The following is a 15,214-nucleotide window of genomic DNA, read 5'->3' as shown; positions in this document are numbered from 1 at the left end:
TTGTAAATTCACTCTTTCTTAGTTTGGATCGGTTGAACGCGCGTAACTTGTATAAAATGCTTCAAGCGTATGCTGACCATACACAGGAGCCACCATATCCTGAGCGGTCGCAGCCGCAAAAAACTCAACCGGACCGGCAACTTGCACAGGCAACAAGCGAGCGACAGCCAGGACCCCCTTCCGTAACCAGTCGGGCAGGCAGGTGATTTTTTCAGGTTGTTGCAATACACGAAATGCAACTTTTGCAATTTCCCGGTGGGTGAGGATTTGCGGTCCACCGACATCCAGTTCTTTCTGATTGGAATCGATGGCTTCTATACAAAAATTTGCCAGATCATCCCCGTGAATCGGGTTCAGTTTCAGTTGCCCGGTTCCAAAAAGATATACACGCCCTCGCTTGGCCATCTTGTAGAACTCTGTCATATCCGAGAAAAATCCGTTTGGACGGATAACACAGGGACTCGCGATAGTGGAAATCAGCAGGCGATTTGCAAATTGCTCTTTTGCTTTCAGTATCCGAACGGTCTGAAATTTGGGTGCATTGAAAGCTGAAATATAGATAAATCGCTTCACACCCGCGCGTTCTGCTTCCAGTAACAAATTCAGATTGGCCTGATAATCAACGTCCATATAACTCAGTCCATCTCGCTGACGGGTGATCCCAACGCAGGAAATCACAACCTCAACACCTTCACAGCATCCTTTCAGTGATGCTGGTTCGGTAACTTGTGCAATACGGATCTGTTCATCGTGAAGCCCCATTGCTTTCAGCTTCTCAGGACTCCGTGCTAACGCCTGGAAATCATAACCGTGCTGTTGTAATTGCTTTGTCAGGTGCATCCCAAGATAACCCGTTGCACCGGCCAGTAATATTTTCGTAGAACTTTTCATGCACCCGACTCCCGCTCCAGTGCGTTGAGAAAAAATTGTGTTCTGATGAGCACGTGTTGTTCAAGCTGCGCCGGGGACAACGGCATGTGTCCCGTGAACCGCAGTTCATCATAAAAATCACTTTTCCAGAGCTGAAACAGCATGTCAGCCAGTTGCGCAAGCGTGAACGACAGTGAATTCACGCCTGACTGCGACAAAATAGCGCTGATTTCACGGACCACACGCTGGGGACCGTGACGAAACAATTCTTCCTTTAACCCCTGAAATTTAGGTCCTGCCGCGGCAATTGCGTTATCAAATGCAATCACACTGGGCTGACTGAGCAGCACCATCACTTGTGTCCCTAACCGGACCAGTTTCTGTTCAGGACTGAACTGCCCAAGTGATTGCATTTCAGAGAGAGAACGCTCAAGCGCAGTTTGTGTGAAACTTTCGACATAAGCACTGATCACACCTTCGAGGTTAGTAAAGCGCCGATATAAAGTGACTTTCGACACTTTGGCTGTACTTGCAATCCGTTCAATGGAAAGACGGGCGATTCCTTCAGCCGCCAGTATTTCGTCAATGGCTGAAAAAATCTGCAATGTCTTTTGGGAATCAACTGGCCGCCCGGCTAAACCGTTACGAGTTTCTGTGTTCATCACGATCTTCTTTGTCAACAATCAGGGTGAAAATATAGCCACCATAATTATGAAACGCAATCGTTCATTAATTGTTTTTCTGCTGATTACCGGGTTCGCAATGATCCACATGGCCCCTCAAATTCAAATCATTGCATGCTGTCTGAAATGCAAGTGCCTCAACCCAGGTCTGTTCAGATAAGACATCCAGTGGGAAAAGAGAAATGAAAACAGTCATCGCTGCCAGCTTACTTCTTGTCAGCCCAATTACTCCTGCACAAACTTGGCAACATTCTGGCCCCCCAGCGCAGGTCATTGAGCTGTTTACGTCACAAGGCTGCTCCAGTTGTCCGCCGGCCGATCACTTCACCAGCGCTTTGAAACAGAAATATCAACTCTGGGAAGAGATCCTTCCAGTCGTCTATCATGTTGATTACTGGGATTCACTGGGTTGGAAAGATACATTTTCAAAGCCAGAATACAGCCTGAAGCAGCGGCTCTATCATCAGTACAGAATCTTAAGCGGCGTCTATACGCCGGGATTTGTGATTGACGGCAAGGAGTGGCGTGGCTTTTTTCGCAGGCAGCCGTTACCGGCGCACAATTCCCGAGCTACAGAAATTCTGAAACTCACCCGAAATGGAAATACATTTCAGCTCGATTACAAAGGCAAAGGTCGCTTTATTGCTCAATTAGTCATTCTGGCGATGGATGAGCAAACTCAGATAAAGCGGGGTGAAAATGCCGGAAAAAATCTTGTGTATGACCATATTGTCTTGAGTGATTCCCGTAAAGCCTCAGAATCCACCTGGACTTTCACGCAGGTTGAGATTCCACTCAATGCGGATGCTGTAGCTGTCTGGCTCACCAGAGAAAACAGTTTTGTCCCGGTACAGACTGTCGCCGGATGGCTGGAAAAGTAAGCAGACGAATCAGTGACGTCAGTTCAGCCATGCAAACACCCGATGGCGTTAAAATCCACGGGTGTCTGCAATGTTCAATGTTCGGTTAACGGGTGATTAAGGCAATCATCTCATTCATTACCGCATGCTCATGGAGAAAGAAATGACCTCCAGGAAAATGATGAATATCCGGTGATTCAGTAAACCCATTTTCCCACTCAGCCAGTTCCTGTTCTGAGATTTCATCCTCCAGACCGGCAAGAACAGTCGCAGGGACAGCCAATTGACGTGTTTCTTCAGAGCTGTATTGTTCAACAAGCTGATAATCAGATTTAATAAATGGCGTACACAGTGCCATCAACTCCTGATTGTTCAGAATCTCTTCCGGAAAGCCCCCTTTTCTTTTCAGCTCGTTGATAAATTCATCATCATTGAGGTGGCTGATGAGTTTCGCCCGATTTTTTTTCCAGGGTGACTTTGCCGCAGAAAAAAATGCTTTCATCGGCACATGCGGGTTCTCTAGATGCAATTTTCTGACAACTTCATAGGCAATAAGCGCACCCATGCTATGGCCAAAGAGAATCAATGGTTTTTCTAAGTGTCCCTGTAAACCACCCCAGATATCCTCAATATACTCCTGCATCGTGATACAGCCAGGTTCAGCCATACGCTGCGCCCGCCCGGGAGGCTGATAAGCTAACAACTGGACATGGCGGGGCAACTGCGCCACCCATGGATGAAATATTGCTGCACTTCCGCCCGCAAATGGAAAACAAACAAGATTCACTTCCGCTGTCGGGTTTGGCTGATAACAAATAAAGCGACCACGCATACGTATAACATCCTTTTTAAAACCGAGTTCTTTAATTTTCTATCGCGAATCAGAATGAAGACTGAAATGAAATGATGAAAACAGATGATTTATATTCTCCATTCATCAATGTGATTCCCATGAATATTTGAAACAGACAAAAACGACTCCCATTTCACCACAGAAGTACAAAGCATAACGTGTTTATTTCACGAATATCAATCCATGCTGAAATAGAAAAAAGCCAGAGCAAAATGCTCTGGCCATCAATTCATTGATTCGAAGGATACTCACCTTCTTTTTTCTGACGGGATTGCCTGATCGTCCAGTGTTCATTGGGATCATAGTTTTCGTCACACAGATCAATTGAAAATCCCATATCGACAATTTCTTTCAACGTAAGATTGTCTGCCAGGTGAGCAATATCGCCAGTTCTATTCCGTAATTCCATAACCACACCTATCTCAGAGTTCAACGTCCTCAGCATTCCATGCGTTTCACTGCACCGGGTTCACAGCCCCTTCCCTGTATGCCTTTTGACTATAACTATAGCTGTATTCAACGCACTCCGGCGACATTCCAAGCGCATTCAGCTCCAGATGACCCGCTATATAAAAGCCCAATCTTCCCCCGCATAATCCGCGCCACGAGGTCACTTGGGACAAAAGATTTCTCCTGAACCGGGAAAAAGCTGGATCAGCCTCAAAGTTCAAGTACTAAGAATAAAATCAATACGATGAATTCCTTTTGCCAGAACCACAGGCTACTATAATCGGATTAAAATCTTGTCCTCTTCTGTTGCAACAGAAGACAATTTGACGGGTGGAAAAGGGAAGCTGCAATGCTCAAAACCGCAACCAATCAATCTCAGGGGATGCTGCTTTTTCGGCTGAATTCCCGGCAACTGTTTGCCATTGGCACACTGAAAGTGAAAGAAATCGTTCCTTTTACGCCTTTAACTGCTATTCCGCAATCCCATCCAACGGTTTTAGGAGCAGCCAGCCTCCGTGGTGACACCTTGCCGGTGATCGATATGGCTAAGGCCATCGGTTACCCTGCGCTCACACCGGAAGAACTGAAGCAATGCTATATCATTATCACCGACTGCCGCCGCCGGCTGGTTGGTTTTCTGGTTCGAGGGATCAACAAAATTACAGAGTGTAACTGGCATAACATTGACGCCCCGCCGCCATCGCTGGGCCGAAACATCTTTGTTACCGGTGTGACAAATATTGAGAACCAGTTGGTTCAGTTATTAGATATTGAGTTGTTGTTGTCTAAAGTGTTTCCTGATTCTCCTGAAAGCCTTCATCCGGTTCTGACCGATGTTCAGCGCGAAATTCTGCGCCCGCTGAAAATTCTGCTGGTAGATGATTCTGCCGTTGCCCGCCGCCAGCTTTGTCAGGCAATGGACAGCGTGAGCATCCCTTATCACATCGCAACTACCGGGACTGACGCCCTCAGAATGCTGAATCAGGCTGCCGACGCAGGTCACCCCTTTGAAATTCTGGTCAGTGATATTGAAATGCCGGGACTGGATGGCTACGAGCTGGCATTTGAGGTCCAGAACAGTGCCAAACTGAGTGGCACCTATATAATCCTGCACACATCGCTGTCGAGCGAAATCAGTGTCTCTCAGGCACATCAGGTGGGTGCCCATGAAGCACTGACTAAATTCGAAGCAAATGAGCTGATTCATGCCATGTTAAGAGGTGCACATCAGCACCAGGAAAATGTGTTGACTGAAGATCAAAAAAATTATGTCGAATAATCCAAATTAACAGAATGCTGACATTCACTGCGGCAGCTATGGCACAGTTGCCGCTATGAGCAATATTCATCTTTCATTGACGGAACCCACATGTTTCAGCGCATCATTTTCAGTGCCATTCTTCTCAGCGCCTCTGGCTCAGCTTTAGCCAATCCTGAACTGCTTGCCCCTGATGAAGCAAATCATGGTTACTTTCAATTAGTCGAAACGATTGAAGTCAAAGGTGACATCGACGACAGCATTGCCCAGCTGGTGAAGAAATCTTTAAAAAATAAAACCGGCCAGTTCTACACCATAGACACCATTAAAGAAGATACACAAAAAGAAACGCTGACCCTGGTGATCAAGCTCTACAATGAACCCACAGGGATGATGACCGACCATCTGGCAGCATAATCATCACACTGCCATTTCCGCTGCTGTATCAATCATGTAATTCCGCTGTTGCCCGGTTTCTTTTGTTGCCGGGCGATGAAAAGAGTAAGATGTGGGTTTCCTCAACTTCACAGGCTGACTCTATGAAATACCAGTGGATATTGTTTGATGCTGACGAAACACTTTTCCATTTCGATGCTTACAGCGGCCTCAAACTGATGTTTTCCCGTTTTGAGGTTGATTTTACCCCTGAGCATTTCTCTGAATATCAACGTATCAACAAACCACTTTGGGTGGATTATCAAAACGGTGATATCAACGCTGAACAAATCAAACACCTGCGTTTTGAATACTGGGCTTCCAAGCTCAATGTCACGACAGTCACTCTGAACAGCGCATTTCTTGAGGCGATGGCAGACACCTGTTCATTGCTGCCAGGCGCAGCTTCAATGCTGGAACGGCTGAATCCGCACGTAAAAATGGGCATTATTACCAACGGGTTTACTGAACTTCAGGATGTCCGTTTACGCCGGACCGGGGTCACAGATTACTTCTCTACATTAATCATTTCAGAACAGGTCGGCGCAGCCAAACCAGCCCCTGAGATTTTTGATTACGCGCTGAATGCGATCGGTAACCCAGAACGCAGTAAAGTGCTCATGGTCGGTGACAATCCGCATTCAGACATTCTGGGGGGCATCAATGCAGGCATGGATACCTGCTGGCTGAATCATCATGATCACGAGGCACCGGAAGGTATTCGTCCGAGTTATATCGTCAGCCACCTGGATGAGCTGTCTTCACTCTTACTGAAAGACGTACAGTAAAATTCAGCCCTGATTGAAAAGATTTTGCTGAAGAGATTCCAAAAATAACAAAGCGCACCCTTGGGTGCGCTTCTCGTGTCTGGTTTCCAGCTGAACGTGAATCGTTACTTACTGGAGGCTATGTCGTGAAATTTTAATTACTCGTAGTCGAAATCCATGTACTCACCGCTGTCCTGACGCTGGCGCGATGGGCGGCGTTTTTTCTTCCGCGCCTGCTGATTGTAATCAAAAAAGTCATCATCAAAATCACTCTTGAGTTTGGACTTCGACCCTTTGCGGAACTTCTCATCTAACTTTGCCATGCTTGTTTCCTGACACACAACCAGATAAAAACATTGAGGATGTTGGGCCACCCCAAACCGGGCTGACCATCACCACTAAGCATAGGGGAACAATTCAAAAAAACACAAATGCTCAGCGGTATGACAAGAAAGTCGGTTCATTCGCTGCACATAGCCAATACAGCGAGAGCTTGAATTCACCAGAACCGCCCTCCTTCCAGCAGCGAGACTAATGCAAAGCCTGAATCTCTGTACAACAAGATATTTTAATCATGACAACAAAATATATTATTCAGAAAACTGTGCTTATACACTTTCACTAATCTCGCTGAACGCAACGTCCAGCAAGCGATCCAGCAACTCAATTTTCTCGTTGTCATCGCGCCAGATCAGATACAGAGTTTGCTCCATCACGGGTGCATTCTTGACGACATAAAGCTCCCCTGCTTCAACACTGTGAGCAATCACAGGCGATGGCAGATAACCGACACCACCATTATTCAGCAAATGCTCCAGCGCCATCTTGCTTGAATGGGTATGCAGTATCGGTGTTTTCTGTAACTCATATATGCGGCTATGCTCTACCGCGAAACGGGTTCCCCAGTCCAGATAAACTAAAGGCATATCTTTGACACCTGTCATATCACAATCCGGCATATGACAAACCAGTTGTAACTGATACTCCCTGACTTTATTGACAATCAGGTTGTCAATCTTGGGCGGTTCACTGGTAATGACCACATCAATGCTTTTATTCAGAATCTGTTTCGCCAGCCCCTGTCTTGAAACCGTCTCGAGTCGCAAAGCTAGGTCCGGAATCGCGCCATAGATGCGGCTGATCCAGTCTGAGATGCCATCAAACTCCCACACCAGTGCCGAAGCCCCCAGCGTTATCTGATTATTACAGGAGTCTGATAAAGCAACATCCTGCCTCGCTCGGCTCCAGGTCTGTAAAATCGCCTCAGCATAAGGCTGCAGCCGCTCACCGGCTGCCGTGAGGTGAACATTCCCACGCTGGCGAGAAAACAAAGCATTACCCAATTGTGATTCAAGCTGCCGTATCCGAAAGCTGACAGCCGACTGCGTCAGATATAAATTGTCGGCAGCCCGGCCAAAATGCCTTGTTTTGGTGACTTCAAGAAATGTTTTCAGTAATTCGGTGTCCACAAGTTAACCCGTATATATAGAAGAAGGGACTCATGGCGATACTACACTGAGCGACCCGCACTTATCATTAAAAAGTTTTATCGTGACGACGAAAAACCTTTGATTTACAACTCGACAAACCTGAAAGAATATCAGCGCAAATCTCACATGGCAGGTGATCAGATGAGAAGTGTAGGCAAATTTTACGACGATAAAAATTTCCCACGCGGCTTTAACCGCTCAGGCGTATTCACACTCAGCGAAGCCAATATTCTGGAAAGTTACGGACGTACCATGCGTGGTATCCAGGAAGGTTTGCTTCAGCCTGAAAACCCGGAAGAAGTGCAGTTTTTTGCTGAAATTACAGGTCAGCAGGAAATTGCATCAGATTTCGCGAAGTGCTGGATGAAGTACCTGAAACAGACATCCACCAAGGTACGTAGCTATACCTTGTGCAATTCTCCTCGCAAATCTTCGGCGAACAGCTTTGAAGATGACAGCGATGATAGCGGCGGTAGCGATGAGGATATGGATTACTGAGTAATCTGTTGACTATCGCCATAGCAAGATGCTTTACCGAGCCATTCGCCTAATAGCGCGTGGCTCTTTTCTTTTTTGCCCCATGCAACCGGGCAATAAACTGGTTTATAGAAATGAAAATTTGTTTCGTGATGTACCCTTGGCACAAAGTAGAACCGGAAACCGACTCTACTCTACGATTGATCCATGAAGTTGCCAGTCGTGGCCATACTGTTGCTCTGACAACGCCTAGTAACCTGACCATGCGTGACAGTATGGCAATTGCCTTTTGCCGAGTGCTGAAAAAGACAACCGTTTCCAACAATGTTCCAAGCTTTTACCGGAAAGCAGAATTCCGCAAAGCCGAACTGCCGCTGGCAGGGTTTGACGCCATTATCATGCGTGCTAACCCGCCGCTGGACACAATGGCGCTGAACTTTCTGGACTCGGTACGTGACGATACTTTCATTTTTAATGATATTGACGGCCTGCGGGTTGCCAATAACAAACTTTACACGGCTTCCCTGCCTGACCCGAACCGTGAGTTCATTCCGGTCACTCACGTTTCCAAAAACCGTGAATATCTCGAGCGTGTGCTGGAAGAGAACCCGAATGACCGCATGATCATGAAACCGCTGAACGGTTACGGCGGCAAAGGCGTGATTCTGGTTGAGAAAAGTGCTAAATCCAGTGTACGTTCTTTGCTCGACTTCTATATCGGCGATGACCACAACTATGTGATTTTGCAGGATTACATTGAAGGCGCCGAACAAGGCGACGTGCGCATCATGATGCTGAATGGTGAGCCTATTGGTGCAATGAAGCGTGTTCCGGCAAAAGATGATGTCCGTTCGAACATTCATGCCGGTGGTCAGGAAGTGAAGCACACGCTGACCAAACAGGAACTGCGCCTGTGTCGTCATATCGGCCCGAAACTGGTCCGTGACGGCCTGTACTTCGTCGGTCTGGATGTGATCAACGGCAAACTGGTTGAAGTCAATGTACTCAGCCCGGGCGGGATTACCCGTATCAACCGCCTGAACCGCACAAAACTGCAACGTGAAGTAATCGACTTTGTCGAGAGCGTTGTGAAAGCGAAAGATGTCAGCATCGCGCGTAAAAATAAATTCAGACAGGTTATCGAAGATGCGGCAACTAGCTGAGCATGAAGTGCTGGCACTAATCCAGCAAAATATACCTTTTGAAGCTCAGCTGGCTGATGGCAGTCTGACCATCCGTATTTCTGAGTACCAGCCGTTTGTGGCAACAGCCATTCATCACGGCAGCAGAATGCGTCCTGAACTGGTGGCCAAGTGCCACCTTTCTGCACAGGAAAGATATTTCGAAGAAGATCCTTATACAGGTGAGTTTGTCGCATCCATGCCGATTGTGCTGCAGGGCGAAGATTCCCGCTATGAATACGATCTTAATCGCGATCCGAAAAGCTGCATCTACTCTCAGGCTTGGGGCAAAGATGTCTGGCACGCTCCGCTGACCGATGCAGAAAGGTTCGCATCCCTTGCAAAGCACAGTTGCTACTACCGGATTTTTCATGCGCTGATCACGGCTCTGGAGCATAAGTTCGGCTACTGTGTCGTCTATGACGTACACTCATATAATTACGAACGCATTACCACACCGTGCCCTACCTTTAACCTGGGTACGGCGCAGGTTGATCGTAAAGAGTGGCAGTCAGAAATTAAGGATTTACTGACGCGTCTGGGTCAGGTGAACCTGCCCAACCTGGCAGTGACTGCCGGTGAAAATCTGGTCTTCCAGGGGATGGGATATCAGGCCACCTTTGTCCGTGATCATTTCTCCCGCACCCTGATCTTACCGATTGAGATTAAGAAGGTGTATATGAATGAGAATGGTGGTGAAAGTTACCCTCTGGTCATAGAGCAACTCAAAACCGAGCTGAAAAGCACTCTGACAGGCCATGCGGCTTATGTGATTGAATCACGTATGAAGCAGCCTTCAACGCGCCGACGTCAGAAAGCGCACGTACTGGACTCTAAACTGCCAAAGGAAGTTGTGCAGCTTGATCGCCAGTTATACCGGTTTGCCCGTGGCCTGAATACCCTCAGCTATATCAACCCGATCAACCTGAAGCAGGAAAAAAGACGCTTCCTGCATAATCGTGATGCGTACCAGCCTAAGTTTACGTACCGGCAGTTGGATCTGGATCCGTATAAATTCCGTGAGCAGCTCTATCGTTTGCCTGTAGAAGACATTCGTGACGCAGGAATTCAGGCCATGTACCGCAAGGTGATTGACCAGCTGGCTGTTCGTATCGACCTGCTGACCAGTCTGGGCCATGAAGAGTTTCTTTATAACTCATTGCGTTACTACGGTCGCCCGGATGAAAGCGACATCGCCAATGCCCGGTTCATCCTGCATGCCCGTGAATACGCAGAGCGTGAAACAGCTACAATCAGCGCAGAAGAGGCGATTGATGCCTTCAACCTGGCTGCCGAGGACTACGGTTTCAGCTGTAAAATCCAGGGCACAACCAAACTGATCGCCCGCGCGATGGTCAGCGGACGCACAGTGAAGGTGAACCTGAACAGCCGCTTCACCCCTGCTGACCTGTATGCCCTGATTCACCACGAAATGGGTGTGCACATGGTCACCAGCGTAAATGCTGAAGCCCAACCCCTGAAAGTGCTGCAACTGGGCCTGCCCGGTAATACCCATACGCAAGAAGGTCTGGCTATTTTGTGTGAGCACCTGTCAGGGAACTTCCCGCTCCACCGGCTGAAAACCCTGGCACTTCGCGTCGTAGCCGTGGATATGATGGTAAATAAGCGCAGCTTCAATGAAACCTTCAGCACCCTGAAATTCGACTACGGTTTGTCTGACGATACGGCGTTTACGATTACCACCCGTGCTTACCGGGGCGGTGGCTTCACAAAAGACTTCCTCTATCTGCGAGGTCTGAAAGATGCGCTCCGCTTACACAGAGAAACCGATCTGACTTCACTGTTTATCGGGAAAACCGGCTTTGAATTCAAACCGTTGTTAGACGAGCTGATTGAACGTGAGATACTGTTACCCCCACAGTACATGCCTAAGGCCCTGTCGATGAACACAGAGACGGATCCGATTATTAATTTCATGCTGAATTGCATTGATTAAGAATCACAGACAAAAAAGACGAGATTCCCGCCGGGGATCTCGTCTTTGTTTATTCAGGCCGATCACTTACGGTCTGCTATTCCCATTCCCAGTGACGTCCGTCATGTTCCTGTGTAAACAGCATCCGGTAGCCTGAAATATTGCGGTGTGGAATATCCCGCATCACTTTGTGGAACTGCTTGTTGTTCAGATGGATCAGGTTTTCATGGTCCCCTGATTCGATATACAGTTCATCTTGTTCAAGCAGCAAATCATCCACCAGCATATTGATCTGATATGCCTGTCCCAGCGAAGGAACCGCACCCGGCTCACAGTCCTGGAAGATCTTGGACAATTCATGCTCACCCACCAGAAAATACTGTTTGCCCATAATCCGGTTGATTTTATCAATCATCACCCGCCGGTTTGAGGGGACAACCGCCATCAGATGGTCTCCCTGCTGATCTTTCAGTAAGACCGCTTTTGCCACTTGAGATGTGGGCACATGTGCAGAGATTGCAGAGCTGAAAGACGTATCAGTATGCCTGTGATGTGTCAGGCTGAAGTCCACATTATGGCTGTTGAGGAATTGCCCGACTGTCATTGCCATCGCCATAGGTCACCTCCTGGAAATCCAGTCCCACACAAATTATGAGGGGGCTCCGGCCATTTTGCGAGCCAGAGGCCCAGAAATTTTGGTGGCATATGTAAAGGTCAGCGACCAAGAATCACTGTAACCGGCGTACCTGCCAAAATGCCCGCTGCCAATAGGGGGCATCCATGCTGGAAACAACAACCCCCTGTGACGTAGAAGCATGCAGGAACTCATTGTTTCCCATGTAAATCCCAACATGACGCATGGTTCGGCCCGTCCGAAAAAAGATCAGATCACCTTTTTTCGCCAGAGATAATGGCACCGGCTTCCCTAAACGGGATTGCTCCGACGTCGTTCGGGGCAACATTTGTTGATATACCTCTGAATAAGTCAGTTGCACAAATGCAGAACAGTCAATGCCGCTTCGGGTGGTTCCGCCCAACCGGTATGGTGTCCCTTTCCAGCTTTGGTATACGGTCTGAAAACTGGGTGCAGGTGGTTGAATGGCAAGACTTACTGGAACATGGGTTGGCGTCTTTGCAGTCAGCGTTTTTTCTGCGGCTTCGTCGTTTATATCAGGCTTACTGCTGCAGCCCGTCAGGATAAGAATTGCGACAAGGGCAAACATTTTCAGCAGTTTCTGTCGGAAGCAGAAGAATGAAATCAGCTTCGTCGTGACCATTTCAACCTCAGCGCAAAAAAGTACCACAAAGGAGTGATTATGCACGAAGCCCTGTCCTGATGCACTCATGTCGCCGCCATCTGGACAATCTTAAAGCACTTCTGACAAAGATATTTTCACCCTACAGAACAGTCCAAAATCATTAATGCGCAGGATACGCAAGAAATTGTTTTCATTTTCAGTGAATTAGCATGCGATTTTGTGAGTTGTTGCATACAACTCATCAGACCTCTTTTGCGAAATTCCTGTACTGGATTACGCTAAAGAAAAAGCAGTTTGTGTATATAAGGAGTTGTTGTGCTCGCTTTTATCCGCCTCTTACTGGCTACCGTTTTTATTGTGTTCACCTGTCTGTTCGCGTTGGTTTACTGTCTGTTCAGTCCGCGCGATCCGAAACATGTCTATTTTTTCAGCCAATGGTTTAAAGTGCTGAGAAAAATTGTCAACGTGCAGATTATTGAGCGCGGTGAGGAAAAAGTTACCGGGAGCGGCAAGGCAGTCTACATCTCAAACCACCAGACCGTTTTTGATTTCGTCACCTCCCCCGGAATGGTTCGGCCCAGAACAGTTTCCATCGGCAAGAAAAGCCTGCTTTGGATCCCTTTTTTCGGTCCGCTTTACTGGATTACCGGTAATATCCTGATTGACAGGGAAAACAAAGCCAAAGCCCGAGACACCATCAAACAGGTTGTCACTGCTATTCACGAGCGAAATCTGTCGGTCTGGATGTATCCGGAAGGCACCCGAAGTAAAGGACGAGGTCTGCTGCCCTTTAAAACTGGTGCATTCAGAATGGCCATTGAGGCAGGTGTACCCATTGTGCCTATGGTGGTCAGCAGCACTTACAACAAGATTGATCTCAGCAACCGGGACAACGGGACCGTGATTGCTGAGTATCTTGACCCAATTGACACTTCAGCAATGACCGTCCAGGACGCCAGAGCACTGGCTGACCACTGCCATGAAATGATGCTGAATCATATTGCTAAACTGGATGCAGAAGTTGCTGCACTTACCGCTCAATCTGAAACTGTTGCAGCGAAATCGAGCTGATCCGGTGCCGCGATAATGCGGACGGACTGATGACATCAAATGCATCCAGGACCGCCTGACTGCTCAGGATCCGACTATGCCCTAACCCTTCGGTTTCTATCAATTCGACATGGTTCAGGGCATTCGCATCCCGGGATTGCTCAATCTGTGCAAACCGATCTGAAACGTCATGTACGATCAGAACCTTCCCCTGATGTTCAGACAGCCGGGCAAAAGTATCGACTGTATCAATCGGATACTGATATTGCTGCTCGATTTCCCCGACCACATCCCGGAATAAACGAAGCGAAAAACCGGACACATCAACCATCCGATAAAGGTTGTCCCTGTAGTTCAGTACCGGGGCAATCAAAAACATCGGTTTTCCAGCCAGCTTCGGATGTTTACTTTCCAGGACCATCGTACAGCCCATGCTGTGAGCCACGACGCCTGCCAGCTCTTCCACTTCCTGATCAATCACAGCTTCCAGCCCCTTTACGAATCCCGGTAAGTGGCCATACTGCCCTTCACTGTTCCCATGAGCGGGATTATCAAACGCCAATGCGGTAAACCCCGCCGCTGCAATTTTTTCCATCAGCGGGAAAAACTGACTGGCTGAACCTGACCAGCCATGCCCCAGCAGCCACACCGGGCCATCCCCCAATGCATAAGTCATCAGACTGCCTTCAGTGCTTTGAATCGCTTTAATGCGCATCCCGTCAGGCTGTTCCGCTTGCTTGATTATTTTTTCTGGCGTCAGTAACAATTTCCGCGCCGTATTTACAGCATGAGATGGAGCCATTCTGTGATAAGCACGGGTGATCAGATTCGTTGCGCGGCGTCTGAGATTCAGGCCACCCGCTGTATTGAAATAAATTTTGCTGCTCATTGCTTGCCTCCACAAAAAAAGAACGGTCGTGCTTTTTTAAGTTTTTAAAAATTATGGTGTTCGCCACTCGGCAAAAACGGTTTCGACTTCACACCAGAACCGACGACTTTCATCGTCTTCCAGCGCCAGAGAATGAAAGAGCTGACTACTCAGATAAGCGCCATACAGCCGAAAAACTGACTGCCAGGTATCTAAGTCTGCTCTGAACTCACCTGACAACTTCCCTTTCTCCACCTGGAGGCAGAGATAATCCAGCCAACGCCTTGTAATGATGTCGAGCTCCAACTGGACAGAATCGTCACCGTGCCTTCGTTCTTTCCAGGCATCAATAAACATACACCGGCCCTGAAAAGAATGGTTCCATGCCAGCCAGTGGCTCAGCAATGACCTGAGTTTTTGTTCTACCGAGTCAAATTGAATCCGACGGACGGGCTGAATAACATGCAGTGCAAAATAATCTCCCGCATACTGCAACACTGATACCTGCAGATTTTCCTTGGAATTGAAGTGTGCGAACAGCCCGCTTTTCGACATCCCGGATGCTTTGGCAAGCTGACCAATGGTCAGACTGTCCAGTCCATCTTTGCTGGCCAGATCGAATGCCGTTTTCAGTATGTGTTCGCGAGTGACCCGCCCTTTACTCATTGCACTTCCTTTCTCATTCCCTGAGTCTGCTGATTTTGCCTGCACACGCCACTCGGGTGACACCAACTTCGCCGAAGAACTCATTCGTGCTGTCAGACAGCCAATGGTGAT

General features: G+C 47.9%; 18 protein-coding genes. 8 read left to right on the top strand and 10 right to left on the bottom strand.

The window, feature by feature from the left end:
- Nucleotides 1-18: 18 nt before the first annotated feature.
- Entirely contained in the window at nucleotides 19-891 is an 873-nt protein-coding gene (locus SPK40_RS06835; RefSeq protein ID WP_330959905.1) for an SDR family oxidoreductase, read from the bottom strand.
- Nucleotides 888-1,532 carry a TetR/AcrR family transcriptional regulator gene (locus SPK40_RS06830; protein WP_330959904.1) on the bottom strand — a complete coding sequence of 215 codons (645 nt, stop codon included), beginning with the start codon at nucleotides 1,530-1,532 and terminating at the stop codon, nucleotides 888-890. Before SPK40_RS06830 ends, SPK40_RS06835 begins: the two co-directional genes overlap by 4 nt.
- A gap of 203 nt (nucleotides 1,533-1,735) precedes the next feature.
- On the opposite strand from SPK40_RS06830, the gene SPK40_RS06825 reads away from it, so the two are divergent.
- Complete coding sequence (locus SPK40_RS06825) at nucleotides 1,736-2,434, top strand: DUF1223 domain-containing protein (protein WP_248142513.1); 699 nt, start codon at nucleotides 1,736-1,738, stop codon at nucleotides 2,432-2,434.
- 85 nt (nucleotides 2,435-2,519) lie between these two features.
- Here the strand turns inward: SPK40_RS06825 and SPK40_RS06820 are convergent, their stop codons facing one another.
- Both SPK40_RS06820 and SPK40_RS06815 read right to left on the bottom strand, forming a co-directional pair.
- Nucleotides 2,520-3,245 carry a thioesterase II family protein gene (locus tag SPK40_RS06820; protein ID WP_330959903.1) on the bottom strand — a complete coding sequence of 242 codons (726 nt, stop codon included), beginning with the start codon at nucleotides 3,243-3,245 and terminating at the stop codon, nucleotides 2,520-2,522.
- Between the two features lie 250 nt (nucleotides 3,246-3,495).
- Nucleotides 3,496-3,675: a hypothetical protein gene (locus SPK40_RS06815; RefSeq protein ID WP_036754379.1), complete on the bottom strand. Its 180-nt coding sequence runs from the start codon at nucleotides 3,673-3,675 to the stop codon at nucleotides 3,496-3,498.
- A gap of 390 nt (nucleotides 3,676-4,065) precedes the next feature.
- On the opposite strand from SPK40_RS06815, the gene SPK40_RS06810 reads away from it, so the two are divergent.
- The 3 genes from SPK40_RS06810 (at nucleotide 4,066) to yjjG (ending at nucleotide 6,197) form a co-directional block, all read left to right on the top strand.
- On the top strand, nucleotides 4,066-4,995 hold the full coding sequence (locus SPK40_RS06810) for a chemotaxis protein (protein WP_248142515.1): 930 nt from the start codon (nucleotides 4,066-4,068) through the stop codon (nucleotides 4,993-4,995).
- 90 nt (nucleotides 4,996-5,085) lie between these two features.
- Nucleotides 5,086-5,391, top strand: a complete 306-nt coding sequence (locus SPK40_RS06805; RefSeq protein WP_248142516.1) for a hypothetical protein — start codon at nucleotides 5,086-5,088, stop codon at nucleotides 5,389-5,391.
- 122 nt (nucleotides 5,392-5,513) lie between these two features.
- Nucleotides 5,514-6,197, top strand: coding sequence for a pyrimidine 5'-nucleotidase (yjjG, locus tag SPK40_RS06800; RefSeq protein WP_248143332.1), 684 nt, complete (start codon nucleotides 5,514-5,516; stop codon nucleotides 6,195-6,197).
- Nucleotides 6,198-6,334: 137 nt separating this feature from the next.
- Here the strand turns inward: yjjG and SPK40_RS06795 are convergent, their stop codons facing one another.
- Both SPK40_RS06795 and hdfR read right to left on the bottom strand, forming a co-directional pair.
- Nucleotides 6,335-6,499, bottom strand: coding sequence for a hypothetical protein (locus tag SPK40_RS06795; RefSeq protein ID WP_248142517.1), 165 nt, complete (start codon nucleotides 6,497-6,499; stop codon nucleotides 6,335-6,337).
- A gap of 285 nt (nucleotides 6,500-6,784) precedes the next feature.
- Nucleotides 6,785-7,645: an HTH-type transcriptional regulator HdfR gene (gene hdfR / locus SPK40_RS06790; protein WP_248142518.1), complete on the bottom strand. Its 861-nt coding sequence runs from the start codon at nucleotides 7,643-7,645 to the stop codon at nucleotides 6,785-6,787.
- A 162-nt stretch (nucleotides 7,646-7,807) separates the two neighbouring features.
- Here hdfR and maoP point away from each other — a divergent pair, with 162 nt between their 5' ends.
- From maoP to SPK40_RS06775, 3 genes are all read left to right on the top strand, one after another.
- Entirely contained in the window at nucleotides 7,808-8,164 is a 357-nt protein-coding gene (gene maoP, locus SPK40_RS06785; protein ID WP_248142519.1) for a DUF413 domain-containing protein, read from the top strand.
- A gap of 113 nt (nucleotides 8,165-8,277) precedes the next feature.
- Entirely contained in the window at nucleotides 8,278-9,306 is a 1,029-nt protein-coding gene (gene gshB, locus SPK40_RS06780; RefSeq protein ID WP_330959902.1) for a glutathione synthase, read from the top strand.
- Entirely contained in the window at nucleotides 9,290-11,281 is a 1,992-nt protein-coding gene (locus SPK40_RS06775; protein ID WP_330959901.1) for a flavohemoglobin expression-modulating QEGLA motif protein, read from the top strand. Before gshB ends, SPK40_RS06775 begins: the two co-directional genes overlap by 17 nt.
- Nucleotides 11,282-11,357: 76 nt before the next feature.
- Here the strand turns inward: SPK40_RS06775 and SPK40_RS06770 are convergent, their stop codons facing one another.
- Nucleotides 11,358-11,876: an aminoacyl-tRNA deacylase gene (locus tag SPK40_RS06770; protein ID WP_248142522.1), complete on the bottom strand. Its 519-nt coding sequence runs from the start codon at nucleotides 11,874-11,876 to the stop codon at nucleotides 11,358-11,360.
- 112 nt (nucleotides 11,877-11,988) lie between these two features.
- Complete coding sequence (locus SPK40_RS06765; protein ID WP_330959900.1) at nucleotides 11,989-12,537, bottom strand: NlpC/P60 family protein; 549 nt, start codon at nucleotides 12,535-12,537, stop codon at nucleotides 11,989-11,991.
- 297 nt (nucleotides 12,538-12,834) lie between these two features.
- Between SPK40_RS06765 and SPK40_RS06760 the strand changes: the two genes are divergently transcribed.
- Nucleotides 12,835-13,590: a 1-acylglycerol-3-phosphate O-acyltransferase gene (locus SPK40_RS06760; RefSeq protein ID WP_330959899.1), complete on the top strand. Its 756-nt coding sequence runs from the start codon at nucleotides 12,835-12,837 to the stop codon at nucleotides 13,588-13,590.
- On the opposite strand, the gene SPK40_RS06755 is transcribed toward SPK40_RS06760, so the two are convergent.
- Nucleotides 13,550-14,458, bottom strand: coding sequence for an alpha/beta hydrolase (locus SPK40_RS06755; RefSeq protein ID WP_330959898.1), 909 nt, complete (start codon nucleotides 14,456-14,458; stop codon nucleotides 13,550-13,552). The two genes, SPK40_RS06760 and SPK40_RS06755, sit on opposite strands and share 41 nt — an antisense overlap.
- A 51-nt stretch (nucleotides 14,459-14,509) precedes the next feature.
- Entirely contained in the window at nucleotides 14,510-15,103 is a 594-nt protein-coding gene (locus tag SPK40_RS06750; RefSeq protein ID WP_248143334.1) for a TetR/AcrR family transcriptional regulator, read from the bottom strand.
- Nucleotides 15,104-15,214: the final 111 nt, after the last annotated feature.

Origin of the sequence: Photobacterium sp. 53610 (genome assembly GCF_036409375.1) — a bacterium.
Lineage (GTDB): Bacteria > Pseudomonadota > Gammaproteobacteria > Enterobacterales > Vibrionaceae > Photobacterium.
The sequence above is the reverse complement of the archived record's forward strand: the minus strand, read 5'-3'. Positions and strand labels throughout refer to the sequence as shown.

What these genes read in the sequence shown, in the direction of transcription:
- SPK40_RS06755 (WP_330959898.1), bottom strand. Translation starts at nt 14,458, where the DNA reads ATGAGCAGCAAAATTTATTTCAATACAGCGGGTGGCCTGAATCTCAGA.
- maoP (WP_248142519.1), top strand. Translation starts at nt 7,808, where the DNA reads ATGAGAAGTGTAGGCAAATTTTACGACGATAAAAATTTCCCACGCGGC.
- SPK40_RS06820 (WP_330959903.1), bottom strand. Translation starts at nt 3,245, where the DNA reads ATGCGTGGTCGCTTTATTTGTTATCAGCCAAACCCGACAGCGGAAGTG.
- SPK40_RS06750 (WP_248143334.1), bottom strand. Translation starts at nt 15,103, where the DNA reads ATGAGTAAAGGGCGGGTCACTCGCGAACACATACTGAAAACGGCATTC.
- SPK40_RS06805 (WP_248142516.1), top strand. Translation starts at nt 5,086, where the DNA reads ATGTTTCAGCGCATCATTTTCAGTGCCATTCTTCTCAGCGCCTCTGGC.
- SPK40_RS06770 (WP_248142522.1), bottom strand. Translation starts at nt 11,876, where the DNA reads ATGGCGATGGCAATGACAGTCGGGCAATTCCTCAACAGCCATAATGTG.
- SPK40_RS06835 (WP_330959905.1), bottom strand. Translation starts at nt 891, where the DNA reads ATGAAAAGTTCTACGAAAATATTACTGGCCGGTGCAACGGGTTATCTT.
- SPK40_RS06775 (WP_330959901.1), top strand. Translation starts at nt 9,290, where the DNA reads ATGCGGCAACTAGCTGAGCATGAAGTGCTGGCACTAATCCAGCAAAAT.
- SPK40_RS06825 (WP_248142513.1), top strand. Translation starts at nt 1,736, where the DNA reads ATGAAAACAGTCATCGCTGCCAGCTTACTTCTTGTCAGCCCAATTACT.
- SPK40_RS06810 (WP_248142515.1), top strand. Translation starts at nt 4,066, where the DNA reads ATGCTCAAAACCGCAACCAATCAATCTCAGGGGATGCTGCTTTTTCGG.
- SPK40_RS06765 (WP_330959900.1), bottom strand. Translation starts at nt 12,537, where the DNA reads ATGGTCACGACGAAGCTGATTTCATTCTTCTGCTTCCGACAGAAACTG.
- yjjG (WP_248143332.1), top strand. Translation starts at nt 5,514, where the DNA reads ATGAAATACCAGTGGATATTGTTTGATGCTGACGAAACACTTTTCCAT.
- SPK40_RS06815 (WP_036754379.1), bottom strand. Translation starts at nt 3,675, where the DNA reads ATGGAATTACGGAATAGAACTGGCGATATTGCTCACCTGGCAGACAAT.
- SPK40_RS06830 (WP_330959904.1), bottom strand. Translation starts at nt 1,532, where the DNA reads ATGAACACAGAAACTCGTAACGGTTTAGCCGGGCGGCCAGTTGATTCC.
- gshB (WP_330959902.1), top strand. Translation starts at nt 8,278, where the DNA reads ATGAAAATTTGTTTCGTGATGTACCCTTGGCACAAAGTAGAACCGGAA.
- SPK40_RS06795 (WP_248142517.1), bottom strand. Translation starts at nt 6,499, where the DNA reads ATGGCAAAGTTAGATGAGAAGTTCCGCAAAGGGTCGAAGTCCAAACTC.